Origin of the sequence: Nocardioides sp. (genome assembly GCF_041393715.1) — a bacterium.
Taxonomy (GTDB): Bacteria; Actinomycetota; Actinomycetes; order Propionibacteriales; family Nocardioidaceae; genus Nocardioides.
This window is the reverse complement of the sequence record NZ_JAWKJQ010000006.1, coordinates 36,277-54,746: the sequence shown is the minus strand read 5'-3', so window position 1 is coordinate 54,746 and position 18,470 is coordinate 36,277. Positions and strand designations below refer to the sequence as shown.

General features: G+C 70.9%; 20 protein-coding genes and 1 pseudogene. 15 read left to right on the top strand and 6 right to left on the bottom strand.

Annotation, left to right across the window (positions count from 1 at the left end; genetic code table 11):
• Positions 1–99: 99 nt before the first annotated feature.
• The 13 genes and pseudogenes from R2740_RS10895 to R2740_RS10835 all read left to right on the top strand — a co-directional run.
• A pseudogene (locus tag R2740_RS10895) lies at positions 100–171 on the top strand (hypothetical protein); the annotation flags it as partial.
• Between the two features lie 15 nt (positions 172–186).
• Positions 187–1,122, top strand: coding sequence for a hypothetical protein (locus R2740_RS10890; RefSeq protein ID WP_371302947.1), 936 nt, complete (start codon positions 187–189; stop codon positions 1,120–1,122).
• Between the two features lie 41 nt (positions 1,123–1,163).
• A complete protein-coding gene (locus R2740_RS10885) occupies positions 1,164–1,550 on the top strand; it encodes a hypothetical protein (RefSeq protein ID WP_371302703.1) in 387 nt (128 codons plus the stop codon).
• Positions 1,551–1,576: 26 nt separating this feature from the next.
• Positions 1,577–2,362 carry a hypothetical protein gene (locus R2740_RS10880; protein WP_371302702.1) on the top strand — a complete coding sequence of 262 codons (786 nt, stop codon included), beginning with the start codon at positions 1,577–1,579 and terminating at the stop codon, positions 2,360–2,362.
• Between the two features lie 10 nt (positions 2,363–2,372).
• Positions 2,373–2,639 (top strand): hypothetical protein, encoded by a 267-nt coding sequence (locus tag R2740_RS10875; RefSeq protein ID WP_371302701.1) that lies wholly within the window; start codon positions 2,373–2,375, stop codon positions 2,637–2,639.
• A gap of 30 nt (positions 2,640–2,669) precedes the next feature.
• Positions 2,670–2,792 carry a hypothetical protein gene (locus tag R2740_RS10870; RefSeq protein WP_371302700.1) on the top strand — a complete coding sequence of 41 codons (123 nt, stop codon included), beginning with the start codon at positions 2,670–2,672 and terminating at the stop codon, positions 2,790–2,792.
• Between the two features lie 329 nt (positions 2,793–3,121).
• The gene (locus R2740_RS10865; RefSeq protein WP_371302699.1) at positions 3,122–3,316 is read left to right on the top strand and encodes a hypothetical protein; all 195 of its coding nucleotides are present in this window, start codon (positions 3,122–3,124) and stop codon (positions 3,314–3,316) included.
• A gap of 9 nt (positions 3,317–3,325) precedes the next feature.
• Positions 3,326–4,216, top strand: a complete 891-nt coding sequence (locus R2740_RS10860) for a hypothetical protein (protein ID WP_371302698.1) — start codon at positions 3,326–3,328, stop codon at positions 4,214–4,216.
• Between the two features lie 22 nt (positions 4,217–4,238).
• On the top strand, positions 4,239–4,508 hold the full coding sequence (locus R2740_RS10855) for a hypothetical protein (RefSeq protein ID WP_371302697.1): 270 nt from the start codon (positions 4,239–4,241) through the stop codon (positions 4,506–4,508).
• Positions 4,505–4,861 carry a hypothetical protein gene (locus R2740_RS10850; protein ID WP_371302696.1) on the top strand — a complete coding sequence of 119 codons (357 nt, stop codon included), beginning with the start codon at positions 4,505–4,507 and terminating at the stop codon, positions 4,859–4,861. Before R2740_RS10855 ends, R2740_RS10850 begins: the two co-directional genes overlap by 4 nt.
• A complete protein-coding gene (locus R2740_RS10845) occupies positions 4,821–6,251 on the top strand; it encodes a hypothetical protein (RefSeq protein WP_371302695.1) in 1,431 nt (476 codons plus the stop codon). The genes R2740_RS10850 and R2740_RS10845 overlap by 41 nt, the downstream gene beginning before the upstream one ends.
• A 179-nt stretch (positions 6,252–6,430) precedes the next feature.
• Complete coding sequence (locus tag R2740_RS10840; protein ID WP_371302694.1) at positions 6,431–6,889, top strand: hypothetical protein; 459 nt, start codon at positions 6,431–6,433, stop codon at positions 6,887–6,889.
• Between the two features lie 174 nt (positions 6,890–7,063).
• On the top strand, positions 7,064–9,628 hold the full coding sequence (locus tag R2740_RS10835; RefSeq protein WP_371302693.1) for an ATP-dependent Clp protease ATP-binding subunit: 2,565 nt from the start codon (positions 7,064–7,066) through the stop codon (positions 9,626–9,628).
• A gap of 75 nt (positions 9,629–9,703) precedes the next feature.
• Here the strand turns inward: R2740_RS10835 and R2740_RS10830 are convergent, their stop codons facing one another.
• On the bottom strand, positions 9,704–10,588 hold the full coding sequence (locus tag R2740_RS10830) for an A/G-specific adenine glycosylase (protein WP_371302692.1): 885 nt from the start codon (positions 10,586–10,588) through the stop codon (positions 9,704–9,706).
• 92 nt (positions 10,589–10,680) lie between these two features.
• Here R2740_RS10830 and R2740_RS10825 point away from each other — a divergent pair, with 92 nt between their 5' ends.
• Positions 10,681–11,499: a hypothetical protein gene (locus R2740_RS10825; protein ID WP_371302691.1), complete on the top strand. Its 819-nt coding sequence runs from the start codon at positions 10,681–10,683 to the stop codon at positions 11,497–11,499.
• Positions 11,500–11,551: 52 nt separating this feature from the next.
• Here the strand turns inward: R2740_RS10825 and disA are convergent, their stop codons facing one another.
• The 4 genes from disA to radA form a co-directional block, all read right to left on the bottom strand.
• Positions 11,552–12,634 carry a DNA integrity scanning diadenylate cyclase DisA gene (disA, locus tag R2740_RS10820; protein WP_371302690.1) on the bottom strand — a complete coding sequence of 361 codons (1,083 nt, stop codon included), beginning with the start codon at positions 12,632–12,634 and terminating at the stop codon, positions 11,552–11,554.
• 97 nt (positions 12,635–12,731) lie between these two features.
• The gene (locus R2740_RS10815) at positions 12,732–13,334 is read right to left on the bottom strand and encodes an exonuclease domain-containing protein (RefSeq protein WP_371302689.1); all 603 of its coding nucleotides are present in this window, start codon (positions 13,332–13,334) and stop codon (positions 12,732–12,734) included.
• A gap of 5 nt (positions 13,335–13,339) precedes the next feature.
• Entirely contained in the window at positions 13,340–15,160 is a 1,821-nt protein-coding gene (locus R2740_RS10810) for a DUF294 nucleotidyltransferase-like domain-containing protein (protein ID WP_371302688.1), read from the bottom strand.
• A 57-nt stretch (positions 15,161–15,217) separates the two neighbouring features.
• Positions 15,218–16,615: a DNA repair protein RadA gene (radA, locus tag R2740_RS10805; RefSeq protein WP_371302687.1), complete on the bottom strand. Its 1,398-nt coding sequence runs from the start codon at positions 16,613–16,615 to the stop codon at positions 15,218–15,220.
• A 79-nt stretch (positions 16,616–16,694) separates the two neighbouring features.
• Here radA and R2740_RS10800 point away from each other — a divergent pair, with 79 nt between their 5' ends.
• A complete protein-coding gene (locus R2740_RS10800) occupies positions 16,695–17,759 on the top strand; it encodes a LacI family DNA-binding transcriptional regulator (protein ID WP_371302686.1) in 1,065 nt (354 codons plus the stop codon).
• Between the two features lie 28 nt (positions 17,760–17,787).
• On the opposite strand, the gene R2740_RS10795 is transcribed toward R2740_RS10800, so the two are convergent.
• Complete coding sequence (locus R2740_RS10795; RefSeq protein WP_371302685.1) at positions 17,788–18,378, bottom strand: class I SAM-dependent methyltransferase; 591 nt, start codon at positions 18,376–18,378, stop codon at positions 17,788–17,790.
• Between the last annotated feature and the right edge of the window lie 92 nt (positions 18,379–18,470).

The window sequence follows — 18,470 nt, the reverse complement described above, 5'->3', positions numbered from 1 at the left end:
GACGGGCACCGACCCGAACGGCACGGACGTCGACGCCACGGACAGCCTGATCCCGGCCGGTCCGGCGATCAGCCTGGTGAAGACCGGGACGCTGAACGGCCAACGGCGGGTGACTCGATCGACTATGAGTTCTTGGTGACCAACACCGGCAATGTCACGCTGACCGGCATCGTGATCGACGACGTGATGTTCACGACGGTGGACTGTCCGGTGACGACGTTGGCGCCGGCGGAGTCGACGACCTGCACGGCGTCGTACACGTTGACGCAGGCGGATGTGGATGCGGGTCAGGTGGACAACACCGCGACCGTGACCGGGACCGACCCGAACGCCACCGACGTGAGTGACACCGACACCGAGTCGGTGCCGATCACCGCGGCGCCGGACATCACGCTGGACAAGCAGGCGGGTGTGCCGTCGGGGGCCGCCGCGGGGGACACGATCGATTACTCGTTCGTGGTGACCAACTCCGGCAATGTGACGTTGGATCCGGTGACGGTGGCTGACTCGCTGGTGTCGGTGACGTGTCCTGCTGGTCCGTTGGCTCCGGGCGACTCGGTGACCTGTGGTCCGGTGAGCTACACGTTGACGCAGGTCGATGTGGACTCCGGGCACGTGGCCAATACGGCCACGGTGACGGGCACCGACCCGAACGGCACGGACGTCGACGCGACGGACAGCACCGACACCGCGATCCCGGCCGGTCCGGCGATCAGCCTGGTGAAGACGGGACGCTCGAACGGCAACAACGCTGGTGACTCGATCGACTATGAGTTCCTGGTGACCAACACCGGCAACGTCACCTTGACCAGCATCGTCATCGATGACCCGATGTTCACCACGGTGGACTGCCCGGTGACGACGTTGGCGCCGACGGAGTCGACGACCTGCACTGCGTCGTACACGTTGACGCAGGCGGATGTGGATGCGGGTCAGGTGGACAACACCGCGACGGTGACGGGTACCGACCCGAACGCCACCGACGTGACGGACACTGACACCGAGTCGGTGTCGATCCCGGCCACGCCGGCGATCACGCTGGTGAAGACGGGCACGCTGAACGGCAGTGCCGCGGGTGACTCGATCGACTACGAGTTCTTGGTGACGAACACCGGAACGTGACCCTCGACTCGATCACGGTCGATGACCCGATGTTCACGACCGTGGACTGCCCGGTCACCACACTGGCACCCGGTGCGGACACCACCTGCACGGCGTCGTACACGTTGACGCAGGCGGATGTGGATGCGGGTCAGGTGGACAACACCGCGACGGTGACGGGTACCGACCCGAACGCCACCGACGTGAGTGACACGGACACCGAGTCGGTGTCGATCCCGGCCACGCCGGCGATCACCCTGGTCAAGACGGGCACGCTCAACGGCAACAACGCTGGCGACACGATCGACTACGAGTTCCTGGTGACCAACACCGGCAACGTGACCCTCGATGGCATCGTCATCGACGACGCGATGTTCACGACCGTGGACTGCCCGGTCACCACACTGGCACCGGTGGTGACACCACCTGCACGGCGTCGTACACGTTGACGCAGGCGGATGTGGATGCGGGTCAGGTGGACAACACCGCGACCGTGACGGGCACCGACCCCAACGCCACCGACGTGACGGACACCGACACCGAGTCGGTGTCGATCCCGGCCACGCCGGCGATCACCCTGGTGAAGTCCGGGACGCTGAATGGCGGCTCGGCGGGTGACTCGATCGACTATGAGTTCTTGGTGACGAACACCGGCAACGTGACCCTCGATGGCATCGTCATCGACGACGCGATGTTCACGACCGTGGACTGCCCGGTCACCACACTGGCACCCGGTGCGGACACCACCTGCACGGCGAGCTACACGTTGACGCAGGCGGATGTGGATGCGGGTCAGGTGGACAACACCGCGACGGTGACGGTACCGACCCGAACGCCACCGACGTCACCGACACCGACACCGTCGGTGTCGATCACTGCGGCGCCGGACATCACGCTGGACAAGCAGGCGGGCATCCCGAGCGGGAACAGCGCGGGTGACACGATCGACTACGACTTCGTGGTGCAGAACACCGGCAATGTCACGCTGACCGGCATCGTGATCGACGACGCGATGTTCACCACGGTGGACTGTCCGGTGACGACGTTGGCGCCGACGGAGTCGACGACGTGCACGGCGAGCTACACGCTGACCCAGCTCGATGTGGACTCCGGGCACGTGGCCAACACGGCGACGGTGACGGGCACCGACCCGAACGGCACGGACGTCGACGCGACGGACAGCACCGACACGCTGATCCTGAACGGCAACACGCTGGCGGTCCGGCGATCACGCTGGTCAAGACGGGCACGCCGCGGGTGACTCATCGACTATGAGCACCGACGGAATCGATGGCATCGATCGACGACGCGATGTTCACGACGGTGGACTGCCCGGTGACGACGTTGGCGCCGACGGAGTCGACGACGTGTACGGCGTCGTACACTTGACGCAGGCGGATGTGGATGCGGGTCAGGTGGACAACACCGCGACGGTGACGGGTACCGACCCGAACGCCACCGATGTGACGGATACGGACACCGAGTCGGTGTCGATCCCGGCGGCCCCGGCGATCACGCTGGTCAAGACGGGACGCTGAACGGGTGACTCGATCGACTATGAGTTCCTGGTGACGAGCACCGGGAACGTGACCCTCGACTCGATCACGGTCGACCTGATGTTCACCACGGTGGACTGCCCGGTCACCACGCTGGCGCCGCGGACACCACCTGCACGGCGAGCTACACGCTGACGCAGGCCGATGTGGATGCGGGTCAGGTGGACAACACCGCGACGGTGACCGGGACCGACCCGAACGCCACCGACGTGACGGACACCGACACCGAGTCGGTGTCGATCCCGGCGGCCCCGGCGATCACGCTGGTCAAGACCGGGACGCTGAACGGCTGGCGGGTGACTCGATCGACTACGAGTTCCTGGTGACGAACACCGGGAACGTGACCCTCGACTCGATCACGGTCGATGACCCGATGTTCACGACGGTGGACTGCCCGGTGTCGTGCGGACACCACCTGCACGGCGTCGTACACGTTGACGCAGGCGGACGTGGATGCGGGTCAGGTGGACAACACCGCGACCGTGACGGGCACCGACCCGAACGCCACCGACGTGACGGACACCGACACCGAGTCGGTGTCGATCACGGCGGCGCCGGACATCACGCTGGACAAGCAGGCGGGATCCCGAGCGGGAACAGCGCGGGTGACATCGATCGCCTACGACTTCGTGGTGAGAACACCGGCAATGTCACGTTGACCGGCATCCGTGATCGACGACGCGATGTTCACCACGGTGGACTGTCCGGTGACGACGCTGGCGACCGACACGACGTGCACGGCGAGCTACACGCTGACCCAGGTCGATGTGGACTCCGGGCACGTGGCCAACACGGCGACGGTGACGGGCACCGACCCGAACGGCACGGATGTCGACGCGACTGACAGCACCGACACGCTGATCCCGGCCGGTCCGGCGATCACGCTGGTCAAGACCGGGACGCTGAACGGCAGTGCCGCTGGTGACTCGATCGACTATGAGTTCTTGGTGACCAACACCGGCAACGTGACCCTCGACTCGATCGTCGTGGATGACCCGATGTTCACCACGGTGGACTGCCCGGTCACCACGCTGGCGCCGACGGAGTCGACGACCTGCACGGCGAGCTACACGCTGACGCAGGCCGATGTGGATGCGGGTCAGGTCGACAACACCGCGACGGTGACGGGCACCGACCCGAACGCCACCGATGTCACCTCGACCGACACCGAGTCGGTGTCGATCCCGGCGGCCCCGGCGATCACGCTGGTCAAGACGGGCACGCTGAACGGCAGTGCCGCTGGTGACTCGATCGACTACGAGTTCCTGGTGACCAACACCGGGAACGTGACCCTCGACGGCATCGTCGTCGATGACCCGATGTTCACGGCCGTGGACTGCCCGGTGACCACGTTGGCGCCGACGGAGTCGGACTGCACGGCGAGCTACACGCGACCCAGGCCGATGTCGACGCCGAGTGGTCGACAACACCGCGACGGTGACGGGCACCGACCCGAACGCCACCGACGTCTGACACCGACACCGAGTCGGTGTCGATCCCGGCCACGCCGGCGATCACGCTGGTCAAGACGGCACGCTCAACGGCAACAACGCTGGTGACTCGATCGACTACGAGTTCCTGGTGACCAACACCGGCAACGTGACCCTCGACGATCATCGTCATCGACCGATGTTCACCACGGTGGACTGCCCGGTGACGACGTTGGCGCCGACGGAGTCGACGACCTGCACGGCGAGCTACACGCTGACGCAGGCCGATGTGGATGCGGGTCAGGTGGACAACACCGCGACGGTGACCGGTACCGACCCGAACGCCACCGATGTCACCGACACCGACACCGAGTCGGTGTCGATCCCGGGCCCCGCGATCACCCTCGTGAAGACGGCGTGAAGACGACCCTGTCGGGCAACAACGCTGGTGACACGATCGACTACGAGTTCCTGGTGACCAACGCCGGCAACGTGACCCTCGACTCGATCACGGTCGACGACCCGATGGTCGGCACGGTGGACTGCCCGGTCACCACACTCGCACCCGGTGCGGACACCACCTGCACGGCGTCGTACACGTTGACGCAGGCCGATGTCGACGCCGGAGTGGTCGACAACACCGCGACCGTGACGGGCACCGACCCCCGCCACCGATGTCACCGACACCGACACCGAGTCGGTGTCGATCCCGGCGAGCCCCGCGATCACCCTCGTGAAGACGGCGGGTACCCCGTCGGGCAACAACGCTGGTGACACGATCGACTACGAGTTCCTGGTGACCAACGCCGGCAACGTGACCCTCGACTCGATCACGGTCGACGACCCGATGGTCGGCACGGTGGACTGCCCGGTCACGACGCTGGCGCCGACGGAGTCCACGACCTGCACCGCGTCGTACACGTTGACGCAGGCCGATGTCGATGCGGGTCAGGTGGACAACACCGCGACCGTGACGGGCACCGACCCCCATGGCACCGACGTCACCGACACCGACACGGCGTCGGTGGACATCCCGGCGGCGCCGTCGATCAGCCTGGACAAGCAGGCGGGCGTCCCCAGCGGCAACTACGCGGGCGACACCATCGACTACGACTTCGTGGTGACCAACACCGGCAATGTCACGCTGACCGGCATCGTCATCGACGACGCTGCGGTCGGTGCGGTGGACTGCCTGGTGACGACGCTGGCGCCGGCGGAGTCGACGACCTGCACGGCGACGTACACGCTCACGCAGGACGACGTGAACGCCGGGGTGGTCGACAACACCGCGACGGCGACGGGCACCGACCCCAACGCCACCGACGTCACCTCGACCGACTCGACCAGCACCCCGATCGCTCAGACGCCTGAGATCGACCTCGTCAAGGCGGCTGCCAACGTGGGCGACGCCGCGGGCGAGACGGTCGACTACACGTTCACGGTCACCAACACCGGCAACGTGACGCTGGACGGGATCGCCGTCGACGACCCGATGGTCGGCCCGGTGAGCTGTCTGGTCGACACCTTGGAGCCCGGCGAGTCGGTGACGTGTACGGCGACCTACACGCTCACCCAGGACGACGTCGACGCCGGCCAGGTGGTCAACACCGCGACGGCCAGCGGCACCCCGCCGGCCACGCAGGCCGACCCGAACCCGACGCCGGTGACCGACACGGACACCGTGACCACGCCGATCGACCAGCACCCCGGCATCAAGCTGGTGAAGAAGGCCGACACGCAGGGTCCGGTGAAGGTGGGCGACAAGATCGTCTTCAGCTTCGAGGTGACCAACACCGGCAACGTCACGCTCACCCACGTCACGGTGAGTGACCGCATGGTCGGCAAGGTGACCTGTCCGAGGACCACGCTGGCGCCGGGCGCGTCCATGACCTGCAAGGCCAAGCCCTACACCGTGACGGCCAGTGACGTCCGCAAGGGCGAGGTCGTCAACCACGCCACGGCAACGGGTCGCGGCGGTGGCGGCGCCAAGGTGAGCTCCGACGACCAGGTGACGGTCAAGACCCGCGGTAGCGCCGGTGGCGGGGAGCTGCCCAACACCGGCAACCCGGTCGACCCGATCGTGCCCTGGGTGGCGCTGGGGATGCTCACGCTCGGCTTCGGCCTGATCGTGGGCGGGCGACGCCGCAAGGAGCAGGACGCCTGAGGCTCGACCGACGAGCGGGTTCCTCCCGCTGGCTATGCTCGACAGCGACATCCGACGTCCGCCGGGTCGCTGCGCGGCTGGCTGGCCGGGGGACGGCTCGCTCCGAGCCGCGGCACCGATCGACAGCAATCGACCAGGACCCACGAGGCACGTGGGCACGCACGGACAGGGAATCCCGCATGACGAAGAAGACCATGTCGTTGGCGCTCGCCGCCGGTCTGCTGGCCGCGGCGCTGGCCGGCTGCTCGGGCGACGACGATCCGGGCTCCGAGGGCAGCACCTCGCCGTCGGCGTCGAGCACGGGCGTCGACCCCGGCAACGTGTCGCCGAGCGACCTGCCGGACATCCCGGTGCTGAAGAAGGAGCAGGGCGGGGCCCGCGACGACCTCGAGCTGGGCGAGTGCCCCACGGACTCCGGGAAGCGGGCCGTGAAGGGCACCATCACCTCCACGCTGAAGAAGCGGGCCGACTACCTGGTGACGGTCTCCTGGACGACCAGCAGCGGCGACGTGATGGGTCGGGGGTTCGCCCTGCTGAAGGGCGTCGGGCCCGGCGAGTCGCAGGACTTCACGATCCGCGCCAAGGTGGCCGATGGAGCCACCCAGTGCGTGCCCGGCGTGGTCTACGGCAAGGCCTGAGCCGCGGCGTACGTCGGCGGGCGGCTCGGAGCGCGCGTTCGCTCAGGGCGGACGCCGACGCGGCCGCCCCGGGAACACGTAGGCTGTCACCAGAGTTGAACCCAGGGTGTCCCGCCGGAGTCGTCGTGATCCCGAGGACACTCACGGATTTCAGTGGTAGGGAACGAGGCGAGAATGTTCGAGCGGTTTACTGACCGAGCCCGGCGGGTGGTCGTGCTGGCCCAGGAAGAGGCCCGCATGCTCTCCCACAACTACATCGGCACCGAGCACATCCTGCTCGGGCTGATCCACGAGGGTGAGGGCGTCGCGGCCAAGGCACTGGAGAGCCTCGACATCTCCCTCGAGGCGGTCCGCGCCCAGGTCGAGGAGATCATCGGCCAGGGCCAGCAGGCCCCCAGCGGCCACATCCCCTTCACCCCGCGCGCCAAGAAGGTGCTGGAGCTCTCGCTGCGCGAGGCCCTCCAGCTGGGCCACTCCTACATCGGCACCGAGCACATCCTGCTCGGCCTGATCCGCGAGGGTGAGGGCGTCGCCGCGCAGGTGCTGCAGAAGCTGGGTGCCGACCTCAACCGGGTGCGGCAGCAGGTCATCCAGCTGCTGTCCGGCTTCCAGGGCAAGGAGTCGGCGACGGCCGGGGCCACCACCGGCTCCGGCAGTGGCGAGGCCCCGTCGTCCTCGCTGGTGCTCGACCAGTTCGGGCAGAACCTCACCCAGGCCGCCCGCGAGGGCAAGCTCGACCCCGTCATCGGTCGTGAGCCCGAGATCGAGCGGGTCATGCAGATCCTGTCCCGGCGGACCAAGAACAACCCGGTGCTGATCGGCGAGCCCGGCGTCGGCAAGACCACGATCGTGGCCGGGCTGGCGCAGGACATCGTCAAGGGCAACGTGCCCGAGACGCTGAAGGACAAGCAGATCTACACCCTCGACCTCGGCGCTCTGGTGGCCGGGTCGCGCTACCGCGGTGACTTCGAGGAGCGCCTCAAGAAGGTGCTCAAGGAGATCAAGACCCGCGGCGACATCGTGCTGTTCATCGACGAGATCCACACCCTCGTCGGGGCCGGCGCCGCCGAGGGCGCGATCGACGCCGCCTCGATCCTCAAGCCGATGCTGGCGCGAGGCGAGCTGCAGACGATCGGCGCCACGACGCTCGACGAGTACCGCAAGTACCTCGAGAAGGACGCCGCCCTGGAGCGCCGCTTCCAGCCGATCCAGGTGGCCGAGCCCTCGATCGCGCACACCATCGAGATGCTCAAGGGGCTGCGCGACCGCTACGAGGCGCACCACCGGGTCACCATCACCGACGAGGCGCTGGTGTCGGCGGCCACCCTGGCCGACCGCTACATCTCCGACCGGTTCCTCCCCGACAAGGCCATCGACCTGATCGACGAGGCCGGCTCCCGGCTCCGGATCCGCCGGATGACCGCGCCCGCCGACCTGCGCGAGTACGACGACAAGATCGCCGACGTGCGGCAGCGCAAGGAGGCCGCCATCGACGGCCAGGACTTCGAGGCCGCGGCGCGCCTGCGCGACGAGGAGAAGCAGCTCATCGCCAAGAAGGGCGAGCGTGAGAAGCAGTGGCGCGCCGGCGACATGGACGAGGTCGCCGAGGTCGACGAGGAGCTGATCGCCGAGGTGCTGGCCGTGGCGACGGGCATCCCGATCGTCAAGCTGTCGGAGGAGGAGTCCACCCGGCTGCTCAAGATGGAGGACGAGCTGCACAAGCGCGTCATCGGCCAGGAGGAGGCCGTCAAGGCGCTCTCCCGGGCGATCCGCCGCACTCGCGCCGGCCTGAAGGACCCCAAGCGTCCCGGCGGGTCGTTCATCTTCGCCGGGCCCTCGGGCGTCGGCAAGACCTGGCTCTCGAAGACGCTCGCCGAGTTCCTGTTCGGCGACGAGGACGCGCTGATCCAGCTCGACATGAGCGAGTTCAGCGAGAAGCACACCGTCTCGCGGCTGTTCGGCTCCCCGCCCGGCTACGTCGGCTACGAGGAGGGCGGCCAGCTCACCGAGAAGGTGCGCCGCAAGCCGTTCTCCGTGGTGCTGTTCGACGAGGTCGAGAAGGCCCACCCCGACATCTTCAACAGCCTGTTGCAGATCCTGGAGGAGGGGCGTCTCACCGACTCCCAGGGTCGGGTCGTCGACTTCAAGAACACCGTCATCATCATGACCACCAACCTCGGCACCCGCGACATCGCCAAGGGCGTCAACCTCGGGTTCGCCCAGTCCGGCGACGCGGCCGGCTCCTACGAGCGGATGAAGAACAAGGTCTCGGAGGAGCTCAAGCAGCACTTCCGGCCGGAGTTCCTCAACCGTGTCGACGAGATCATCGTGTTCCCGCCGCTGTCGCAGGAGCAGATCATCTCGATGGTGGACAACATGATCACCGCCGTCGAGCTCCGGCTGAAGGACCGGGACATGAGCCTCGAGCTCACCCAGGCCGCCAAGAACCTGCTGGCGACCCGCGGCTTCGACCCGGTGCTCGGTGCCCGGCCGCTGCGGCGGACGGTGCAGCGCGAGATCGAGGACGTGCTGGCCGAGAAGATGCTCTACGGCGAGGTCGGCCCCGGTCAGATCGTGCTGGTCGACGTGGAGGGCGAGGGGCCGCAGGCCACCTTCACCTTCGCGGGGTCCAAGATGGCCGAGCTGCCCGACCTGCCGCCGCTCGAGACCGCCGTGGTCGACCTCGGCGACGACCCTCTGGGGCAGATCGAGGACGAGCCGCCCGCCGAGAACGAGTGAGCGCGAGGCGCTGACGCGAGTGGCCCGCCCGGCCCTGCCGGGCGGGCCACTGCGCGTCGGGGCGGGCGCCTCGGCTCAGGGCAGCGCGACCCGGTCACCGCTCGTGACCAGGAGCCCGTCGTCCAGCAGCGACCGGAGGCATCGCTCGCGCTGCTCCTCCTCCGTCCAGGCCTGCGCCAGCCGCTCGAGGGGCACCGACCCTTCGGCCTCGCGGACGATCGCCAGCAGCCGCCCGCGGCACTGCCGGTCGGTGCCGGCCCACTGCTGGACGCGCCGCGGCGGGCCGGCGTACGCCGGATAGCCGGCGGCCCGCCACGCGCACCGGTCCCGCACCGGGCAGTCGTCGCATCGGGGGGCGGACGCGCGACAGCGCAGCGCCCCGAGCTCCATCAGGGCGATCGACCAGGTGACGGCGGTGGGCTCGTCGGGCGGGAGCAGCCGCTCGGCAAGGTCGCGCTCGGCGCGGGTCACGCTCGCCGGTGGCAGCTCCTCGCCGCGCACCAGCCGGGCCAGCACCCGGCGCACGTTGGTGTCGAGGACCGCATGTCGTCGGCCGAAGGCGAACACCGCGACGGCGGCCGCCGTGTAGTCGCCGACGCCCGGAAGCGCCCGCAGCTCGGCCACGTCGGACGGCACCCGACCGCCGTACCGCTCGGTGATCGCGACCGAGGCGGCGTGCAGTCGCAGCGCCCGACGCGGGTAGCCCAGTCGGCCCCAGGCCCGCACCGCCTCGCCCGGGGCCTCGGCGGCCAGCGACGCGGGCGTCGGCCACCGGTCCAACCAGGCGGCGTAGACCGGCAGCACCCGGGCGACGGGGGTCTGCTGCAGCATCAGCTCGCTGACCAGCACGGCCCAGGGTGAGGCGCTGCTGGCCCGCCAGGGCAGGTCACGTGCGTGGCCGTCGTACCACCGAACCAGGGTGTCGACGAGCGCGTCGGGCTCGCGGGGGCGGTCCTCCATCGCCGACGATCGTAGGTGGCGCAGCACAGCGGGGCGTGGGCGGCCCGGAGTGTCAGCCGGATCCGAGCACCGCCGCTGACTACCGTGACGGCATGAGCGCCGTGACCCGACCGCGCGGGCCGCTGCCGGCCCGCGTCTACTGGGTACGCCGGATGCTGGTGCTCGGCACGGCCCTCGCGCTGGTGGTCGGCCTCGGCATGACGTTGTCCCGCTTCTCCGACGGCTCCGGCGGTGGTGGCGGCGCGGTGCAGCCCGCTGCCGCCGGCGAGTCGAGTGGGTCCGCGCCGTCCGATGCCCAGAGTGCCGCCGACCAGAAGACGAAGAAGCGCAAGAAGGTCAAGAAGAAGAAGGACGCTCTCCTGCTCCCCAGCGGCCCCTGCCTGGACTCCGATGTCGACGTCACGCCGATCGTCAAGAACGCGGTGGCCGGCCGTGACGTCACCTTCCGGTTCCGCCTGGTCAGCCGGGTGAGCCCGGCCTGCACCTGGCAGGCCTCGCCCGAGACGCTGACGCTGAAGGTCACCTCGGGCAAGGACCTCTACTGGACCAGCCAGCAGTGCCCCAAGGCGGTGCCCACCAAGGACCTGGTGCTGCGGCGTGAGAAGGCGAGCTGGGTGCGGATGACCTGGTCGGGTCGCCGCTCCGACGAGACCTGCAGCCGGCTCACCGACTGGGCGCTCCCGGGGTGGTACCACCTGTCCGTGGCCTCGCTGGGCGGCGAGCCCGAGGACGTGCAGTTCCGGTTGAGCCAGCCGGAGCCCGAGGTGATCACGGCCTCGCCGTCGCCGAAGCAGAAGCAGGACAAGGGCGCCAAGTCCGGCGGCCAGGACTCGGGGAAGAACAAGAGCTCCGGCAAGAACACCGGCGGCGCCTCGGCGTCGGCGTCGCCCTCGGCCAGCGGCCGCGGCTGACGCCACCGTCTGCGACGCCTCGCTGCACCGCCTGCGACCCCTCGCGGTCGGGTCAGACGTAGCGCTCGAGGATGCTGGACTCCGCCAGCCGGGACAGTCCCTCCCGGACGCTGCGGGCCCGCAGCTCGCCGACGCCGTCGACGGCCTGGAGGTCCTCGACGCTGGCCGAGAGCAGCTTCTGCAGGGAGCCGAAGTGGTCGACGAGGCGGTCGACCACCGACGAGGGCAGCCGGGGCACCTTCGCCAGCAGGCGGTAGCCGCGGGGTGTGACCGCCGCGTCGAGGTGCTCGCCGCCGCTGAGCGACAGGGCGCGGGCCACCGCGCCGGGGTCGACCAGCTCGGTGGACGACAGCGCCTCGAGCCGCGCCAGCATGTCCTCGGTCGACTTGTGCCGGCGGCCGGTCGGGAGGTAGTCGCGGACGACGAGCTCACGCTCGGCGTCGACGCCGGTGACCAGCTCCTCGAGCTGCAGGGAGAGCAGTCGGCCGTCGGTGCCGAGCTCGAGCACGTAGTCCTCGATCTCGCGGGCGATCCGGCTCACCATCTCCAGCCGCTGGGCGACCACGGCCACGTCACGCGCGGTCACCAGGTCCTCGATCTCGAGGGCGGACAGGGTGCTGGCGACCTCGTCGAGGCGCAGCTTGTAGCGCTCGAGGGTGGCCAGCGCCTGGTTGGCGCGGGACAGGATCTGGCCGGAGTCCTCGAGGACGTGCCGCGTCGAGTCGACGTAGGCGGCGATGATCTGCATCGACTGGGACACCGACACGACGGGGAAGCCGGTCTGCCGGGCCACCCGGTCGGCGGTGCGGTGACGGGTGCCGGTCTCCTCCGACGGGATGGTCGGGTCGGGCATCAGGTGGACCGCGGCGCGGTGGATCCGGGTCAGGTCGCGGTCGAGGATGATCGCGCCGTCCATCTTGGCGAGCTCGCGCAGCCCGGTGGCGGTGAAGGGGACGTCGAGGGTGAAGCCGCCGGTCGAGATCGCCTCGACGGTGCGGTCGTAGCCCAGCACCAGCAAGGCTCCGGTGCGGCCGCGCAGGATGCGCTCCAAGCCGTCGCGCAGCGCGGTGCCCGGGGCGATCGACGCCAGGGTCGCGCGCAGGCGCAAGGTCGCGGCTGAGCGATCAGTGGCCACGTCGTCCCCGTCTCTTCCTGCCCGCGGGTCCGCAGGCCTGCCCGCCGCCAGTCTAGGGGACACCGAGAGCGGTGCGTCCGTCCGTTTCTGTCGACGCTCAGTCGCGGGAGAGGAGCAGCAGGTCCGACATCGTGCAGCGACCGCGGTCGGCCTCGAGGCGGCCGGCCAGGCTGACCAGGAGGAGCGCCGTGGTGAGCGCGTCGGTGAAGGCCTGGTGGGCGGCCAGCCGGGGCACGCCGTAGCGGCGGGCGGCCTCCGGCAGCCGGGCGTCGGCCGTCGGGCGGCCGGCCCTCCGGTCGAGGGTGCGCACGATCCGCAGGGTGTCGAGGCTGGCCGCGTAGGGCACCCCCCACCGGTCGAGCAGGCGCTGCTCGAGCGAGGCCCCGTGCGCCACCAGCACCCGCTCGGCGACCGCCCCGCGGAGCACGTCGCCCAACTCGTCGGGCAGCACGCCGGCCCGGAGCTCCTCGGGGACCAGCCGATGGATCCGGATCGACTCGACCGGGACCTCTCCCCGGTGGTCGACGAGGGTGTAGCCCGCCTCGGCCATCCGGACCCGACCATCGCCCAGGCCGACCCAGCCCACCGACAGTGGCTCGGCGCGGTCGGGGTCGGCGGTGGTGGTCTCGAAGTCGAGCGCCACCATGGCGACGTCCCGCCAGGAGCGGTCGTCGCTCGGGGCCCGGCGCAGGGATCTCATCGGCCTCAGCCGAGCATGTCGGTCTGGTAGCGCAGGGCGAGGTACTCCTGACCGGCGCGCACGGCCTTGAACGTCTCGCGCAGCCGGGAGCGGTCGACGGCGTGCAGCTCGTCGGGGTCCAGCCAGTTGTCGGCCGGCTCGCCACGGCGCCAGAGGTCGACGTGGCGTTGCAGCCGCAGCCGGAGGGCCAGCTCGTAGCCGGCGCGCAGCGTGTCGGCGAGCTCCTCGGAGATCTGGCCGGCGTCGGCGGCGGCGAGCAGTCGCGCGTCGGTGCCGATCTCGGGGCCGCCGCGGGCCAGCGCCGAGAGCCGGGCCAGGTCGGTGATCGGCAGCAGCGCCCCGGCCTTCACGTCGAAGGATCCGGTGTGCTCGCCCGAGCGCTTGACCGCGAACCGGCCGAGGAAGCCCAGCGGCGGCCGGTGGCTGACCGCGCTGCGAGCCAGGTGGCCGAGGAACAGCTGCGAGGCCCGGGCAGCGGGCAGGATCGGCTGCATCAGCTCACGCGCCATCAGGTCGCCGTCGACGGTGCGCAGGTCGAAGGCGATCGAGGACTCCATCACGTGTCGCTCGGTGGGCCGGCTGATCAGCGAGTGGAACTCTCGCTCCCATCCCGACACGGTGCGTCGCCAGTGCGGGTTGGTGGCCATCACCTCCCCGTGGCAGCGGGGATAGCCGCACCGCTCGAGGGCGGCGACCGCCCGGTCGGCGTAGGTCGCCCACCAGGCGAGCTCTTCGTCGGTAACGTCGTCGGCCAGCCACAGGCCGTGGTCCTGGTCGGACAGCAGCGTCTGCTCGCGGCGGGCCTGGCTGCCGAAGGCCACCCAGCCGTACGACGTCGGCGGCGACCCCAGCTCGGCGCGCAGCAACGAGAAGACCTTGCGCTGGATGCGGTCGGTGACCGTGGCGACGACGCGTCCGATGTCGGAGGCGCCCATCCCGGCGCCCAGCAGGGTGTCGACCATGTCGGGCAGGTCGGCGCGGGCGGCAGCGACGCCGTCGAGGTCCTGGGCGCGGTCGACGGCGACGCGCACGTGGAGCGGCGAGCGCGCGCCGAGCTGGTTGAGGTCGCCCGAGCTGACCATGCCGACGACCCGCCCGGCGTCGACCACCGGCAGGTGATGGACCCCCAGCGCGATCATCTCCACCAGCACCTCGAAGACGGAGGTCTCGGCGTCGATGGTGCGCGCGGGCGCGGTGGCGATCTCCCTGACCTGCGTGTCGGGGGAGCGTCCTTCGGCCACCAGTCGGGTGCGCAGGTCGCGGTCGGTGACGATGCCGACCTCGCCCCCCACCTGCAGCAGCACGCTGGAGACCCCGTGCTCGCTCATCCGGCGGGCGACGTCGCGGCAGGTCTCGTGCGGCTCCGCGGTCAGCACGGGGGAGCGCATGATGGTGCGCACCGCGGCGAGCTGCAGGTCGGCGACCGGGCGGTCGGGCTGAGTGAGCCGGCGCGGCAGCTCGTCGGCCGGGAGCGACCAGGCCAGGTCGCGCGACGACTCGGGGAGCCAGACGACCAGGGCGGAGTCGACCGGCACCAGCTGTTCGCCGGCCGACGGCGCGGCGTACTCGCCCTGGGCGACCACGTCGACGCTGCGACCGTCGGCGTCGTGGAGGTAGATCGCCCCGCGGAGCACCACGAACGCGGGGCTCAGCGGCTCCCGCGCGGCCGCGAGGTAGTCGATCTCGGCGGCAGCCGCCAGCCCGGCCAGGTCGGCGCGGTGCACCCCGAGGAACGCCGGGCACGCCTCGAGGACGTCGGTGATGTCGGCCAGCACCTCCGGAGGCAGGTCGGGGGCCCGACCGGCCGGCTTCTTGCGCAGCGCCATGCCCTCATCCTGGCCCAGAAGGCCCCCGTCGCGCCGCCGGGGAGCGACGAACGGCGCTCATCCGTCGGTGAGGTGCAGCACCCGCAGCGCGGCGGCGACGTCGGGGACCTCGATCACCCGCATGCCGTCGACGCCGGCGGCTCCCGCCGACCGGGGTCCGGTCGCGGGCGCCCCGGGCACCACGGCCACCGCGAAGCCGAGGCGGGCGGCCTCCGCGAGCCGCTGCGGCAGGTCGCGCACCTTGCGCAGCTCGCCGGCCAGCCCCAGCTCGCCGATGGCGACGACGCCGCCGGGCAGCGCCACGCCGTGGTGGGCCGAGGCCAGGGCCAGCGCCGTCGCGAGGTCGGCGGCCGGCTCGGTGAGTCGAGCCCCGCCCACGGTCGAGGCGAACACGTCGGAGGTGTGGAAGCGGAGTCGGCAGTGCTGCTGCAGGACCGCGGTCACCAGCGCCACGCGCGAGGAGTCGAGGCCGGAGGTGGTGCGCCGCGGCCGCTCGGCGGTCGTGGGGGTGACCAGCGCCTGCACCTCGGCCAACAGCGGCCGCCGGCCCTCGAGCGCCACGGCCACGCAGGTGCCGGGCACCCGCTGATGATGGTTCTCGACGAACAGGCCCGTGGGGTCGGCGACCGCGTTGATGCCGTCGGAGGCGAGGTCGAAGCAGCCCACCTCGTCGACCGGGCCGAAGCGGTTCTTCATCGCCCGCACCATCCGGAACCGGGAGGTGCGCTCGCCCTCGAACTGGAGCACCACGTCGACCAGGTGCTCCAGCACGCGGGGGCCGGCGATCGAGCCGTCCTTGGTCACGTGACCGACCAGCACGGTGGTGATGTTGCGGGTCTTGGCGACCCGCACCAGCGCGGCCGCGACCTCCTTGACCTGGGTCACGCCACCGGGCACGCCGTCGACGTCGGAGGCCCCGATGGTCTGCACGGAGTCGATCACGAGGAGCTCGGGACGGACCTGCTCGACGTGGGTGAGCACGGCGCCGAGATCGGTCTCGGCGGCGAGGTAGAGCTCGTCCTGGACCCCGTCGGTGCGCTCGGCGCGCAGCCGCACCTGGGCGGCCGACTCCTCGCCGGTGAGATAGAGGGCACGGCGTCCGTGCCGGGCGGTCTGTGCGGCCACCTCGAGCAACAGGGTGCTCTTGCCGACGCCGGGCTCGCCGGCCAGCAGGATGGCCGCGCCGGGCACCAACCCCCCACCCAGCACCCGGTCGAGCTCGGGCACGCCGCTGGAGCGGAACGTCGCCTCCTCGAGCGAGACCCGCCCGATCGGCACCGCCGCCGCGGTGACCGGCCCCGCGGAGACCCGGGCCGTGGGGGCGCCCGCCTCCACCACCGAGCCCCAGGCCTGGCACTCGCCGCACCGACCGACCCACTTGGCGGTCTCCCAGCCGCACTCGGTGCACCGGAAGGAGGCGCGGGTGCGGGCCCGGGCGGGCGTCGAACGGCTCATGGCAGCACGCTAGGCGGCGCCGCCGACAGGCCAGGGAGGCGCGGCGGTATCCTGGAATTGGAACGATCAAGGGGGCGTGATGGGCAGGACCGTCCGCCGGTTGCCGACGGCGTACGCCGCGGCGCCACCGACGCTGGCCGACGTGGCCGAGCGTGCCGGGGTCTCCCGTCAGACCGTCTCCAACGCGGTCAACAACCCCGAGCTGCTGCGCGCCGACACCCTCGACCGGGTGCGTGCCGCGATCCGCGACCTGGGCTACCGGCCCAACCGCGCCGCTCGCAACCTGCGCACCCGCTCCACCCACCTGATCGGGATGCGTTTCGCGCCCGCCCAGGAGGGCACCGCCAACGCCACCATGGACCGGTTCGTGCACACCTTGGTCGAGGCCTCGCGCGAGGCGGGCTACCACGTGCTGCTCTTCGCCGGCGAGGCCGACGACCCGGTCTCGGGCTACGGCGAGCTGGTGCGCTCCACCGCCGTCGACGCCTTCGTCATCACCGACACCTACCTCGGCAACCCCCAGGCCACCTGGCTCGAGGGGCGCAGCGTGCCGTTTGTGGCCTTCGGCCGGCCGTGGGACGACGGTGACGGTGTGCCTGCGGGCCGACGGCACCCGTGGGTCGACGTGGACGGCGCCGCCGGCACCCGGCTGGCGACCGAGCACCTGCTCGACGCCGGACACACCCGGATCGCCTGGGTGGGCTGGCGCAAGGACTCCGTGATCGGTGAGGACCGGCGCGCCGGCTGGAGCCGGGCGCTGCGCTCACGCGGGCTGCCGACGACCGGTCTCGCGTGCCGGATGGAGGACACCGTGTCGTCGGGTCGCGAGGCCGCCGCACTGCTGCTCGACGAGGCCGCGCCCACCGGCTTCGTGTGCGCCTCCGACACCCTGGCGATGGGGGTGCTGGACACCGTGGCGGCCCGGGGGCTGCGACCGGGTGCCGACGTCGCGGTCGTCGGGTTCGACGACTCCCAGGTCGCCCAGCTCACCCCCGGTGGCCTCACCTCGGTGCGGCAGCCGCTGGAGCAGGTGGCCGTCGAGGTGGTCGGGGCCCTGGAGGGCCTGCTGTCGGTCCCGCGCCGGGTCGGTGGCGGGGTGCTGCTCGGCCCGACCCTGGTCGTCCGCGGCTCCAGCGAGCGCTAGGTGCCCGCTCCCGCCACGGGAGGCCGGCTCAGAAGTGGCGCCACCAGAGGTTGACGGCGTAGTCGACCTCGGTGCCGTCGTAGACCCCGAGCACCTGCTCGGCCACGGCGTCGGGCAGCTCGATCCGGACCACGGCCTCCAGGTCGGCCCGCGAGCCGAAGGCCCACCGGGTGAGCACAGGGGTGCGGGTCCAGCCGTGCGTCGACCAGAAGCGCTCCACCTCGGCGGGGCTCGGCAGGTGGGGGTAGCCGCGGCGGAACCAGGCACCGAAGGTCGAGCGGCCGGCGTCGTTGTCGAGGATGTACGCCGTCCCGCCGCGTCGCATCACCCGTGAGAGCTCGGTCAGCCCGGGCTCGCAGCCGGGTCCGAAGAAGTAGGCCCACCGGGCGTGCGCGACGTCGACGGACCCGTCGGGCACCGGCAGCTGCTGCGCCGTGCCCTGCAGCACGCGCACGGACTCCAGGTGCCGCGTCCGTCGCTGTGCCAGCCGCAGCAGGTCGGGATGGGGCTCCACGCCGACCACCGACCGGGCCGCCTCGGCGAACCACGGGAGATGGAAGCCGGTGCCGCAGCCGATGTCGACGACGTCGAGCCCGGACCAGTCGGCGACCTGGTGCATCGCCGCGGCGACCAGACCGTCGGGGTCGAAGGCGCGGTTCTCGGTCTCGTAGGTGCCGGGGTGTCGCCAGATGTTCGGGCTGGCGACGGCGC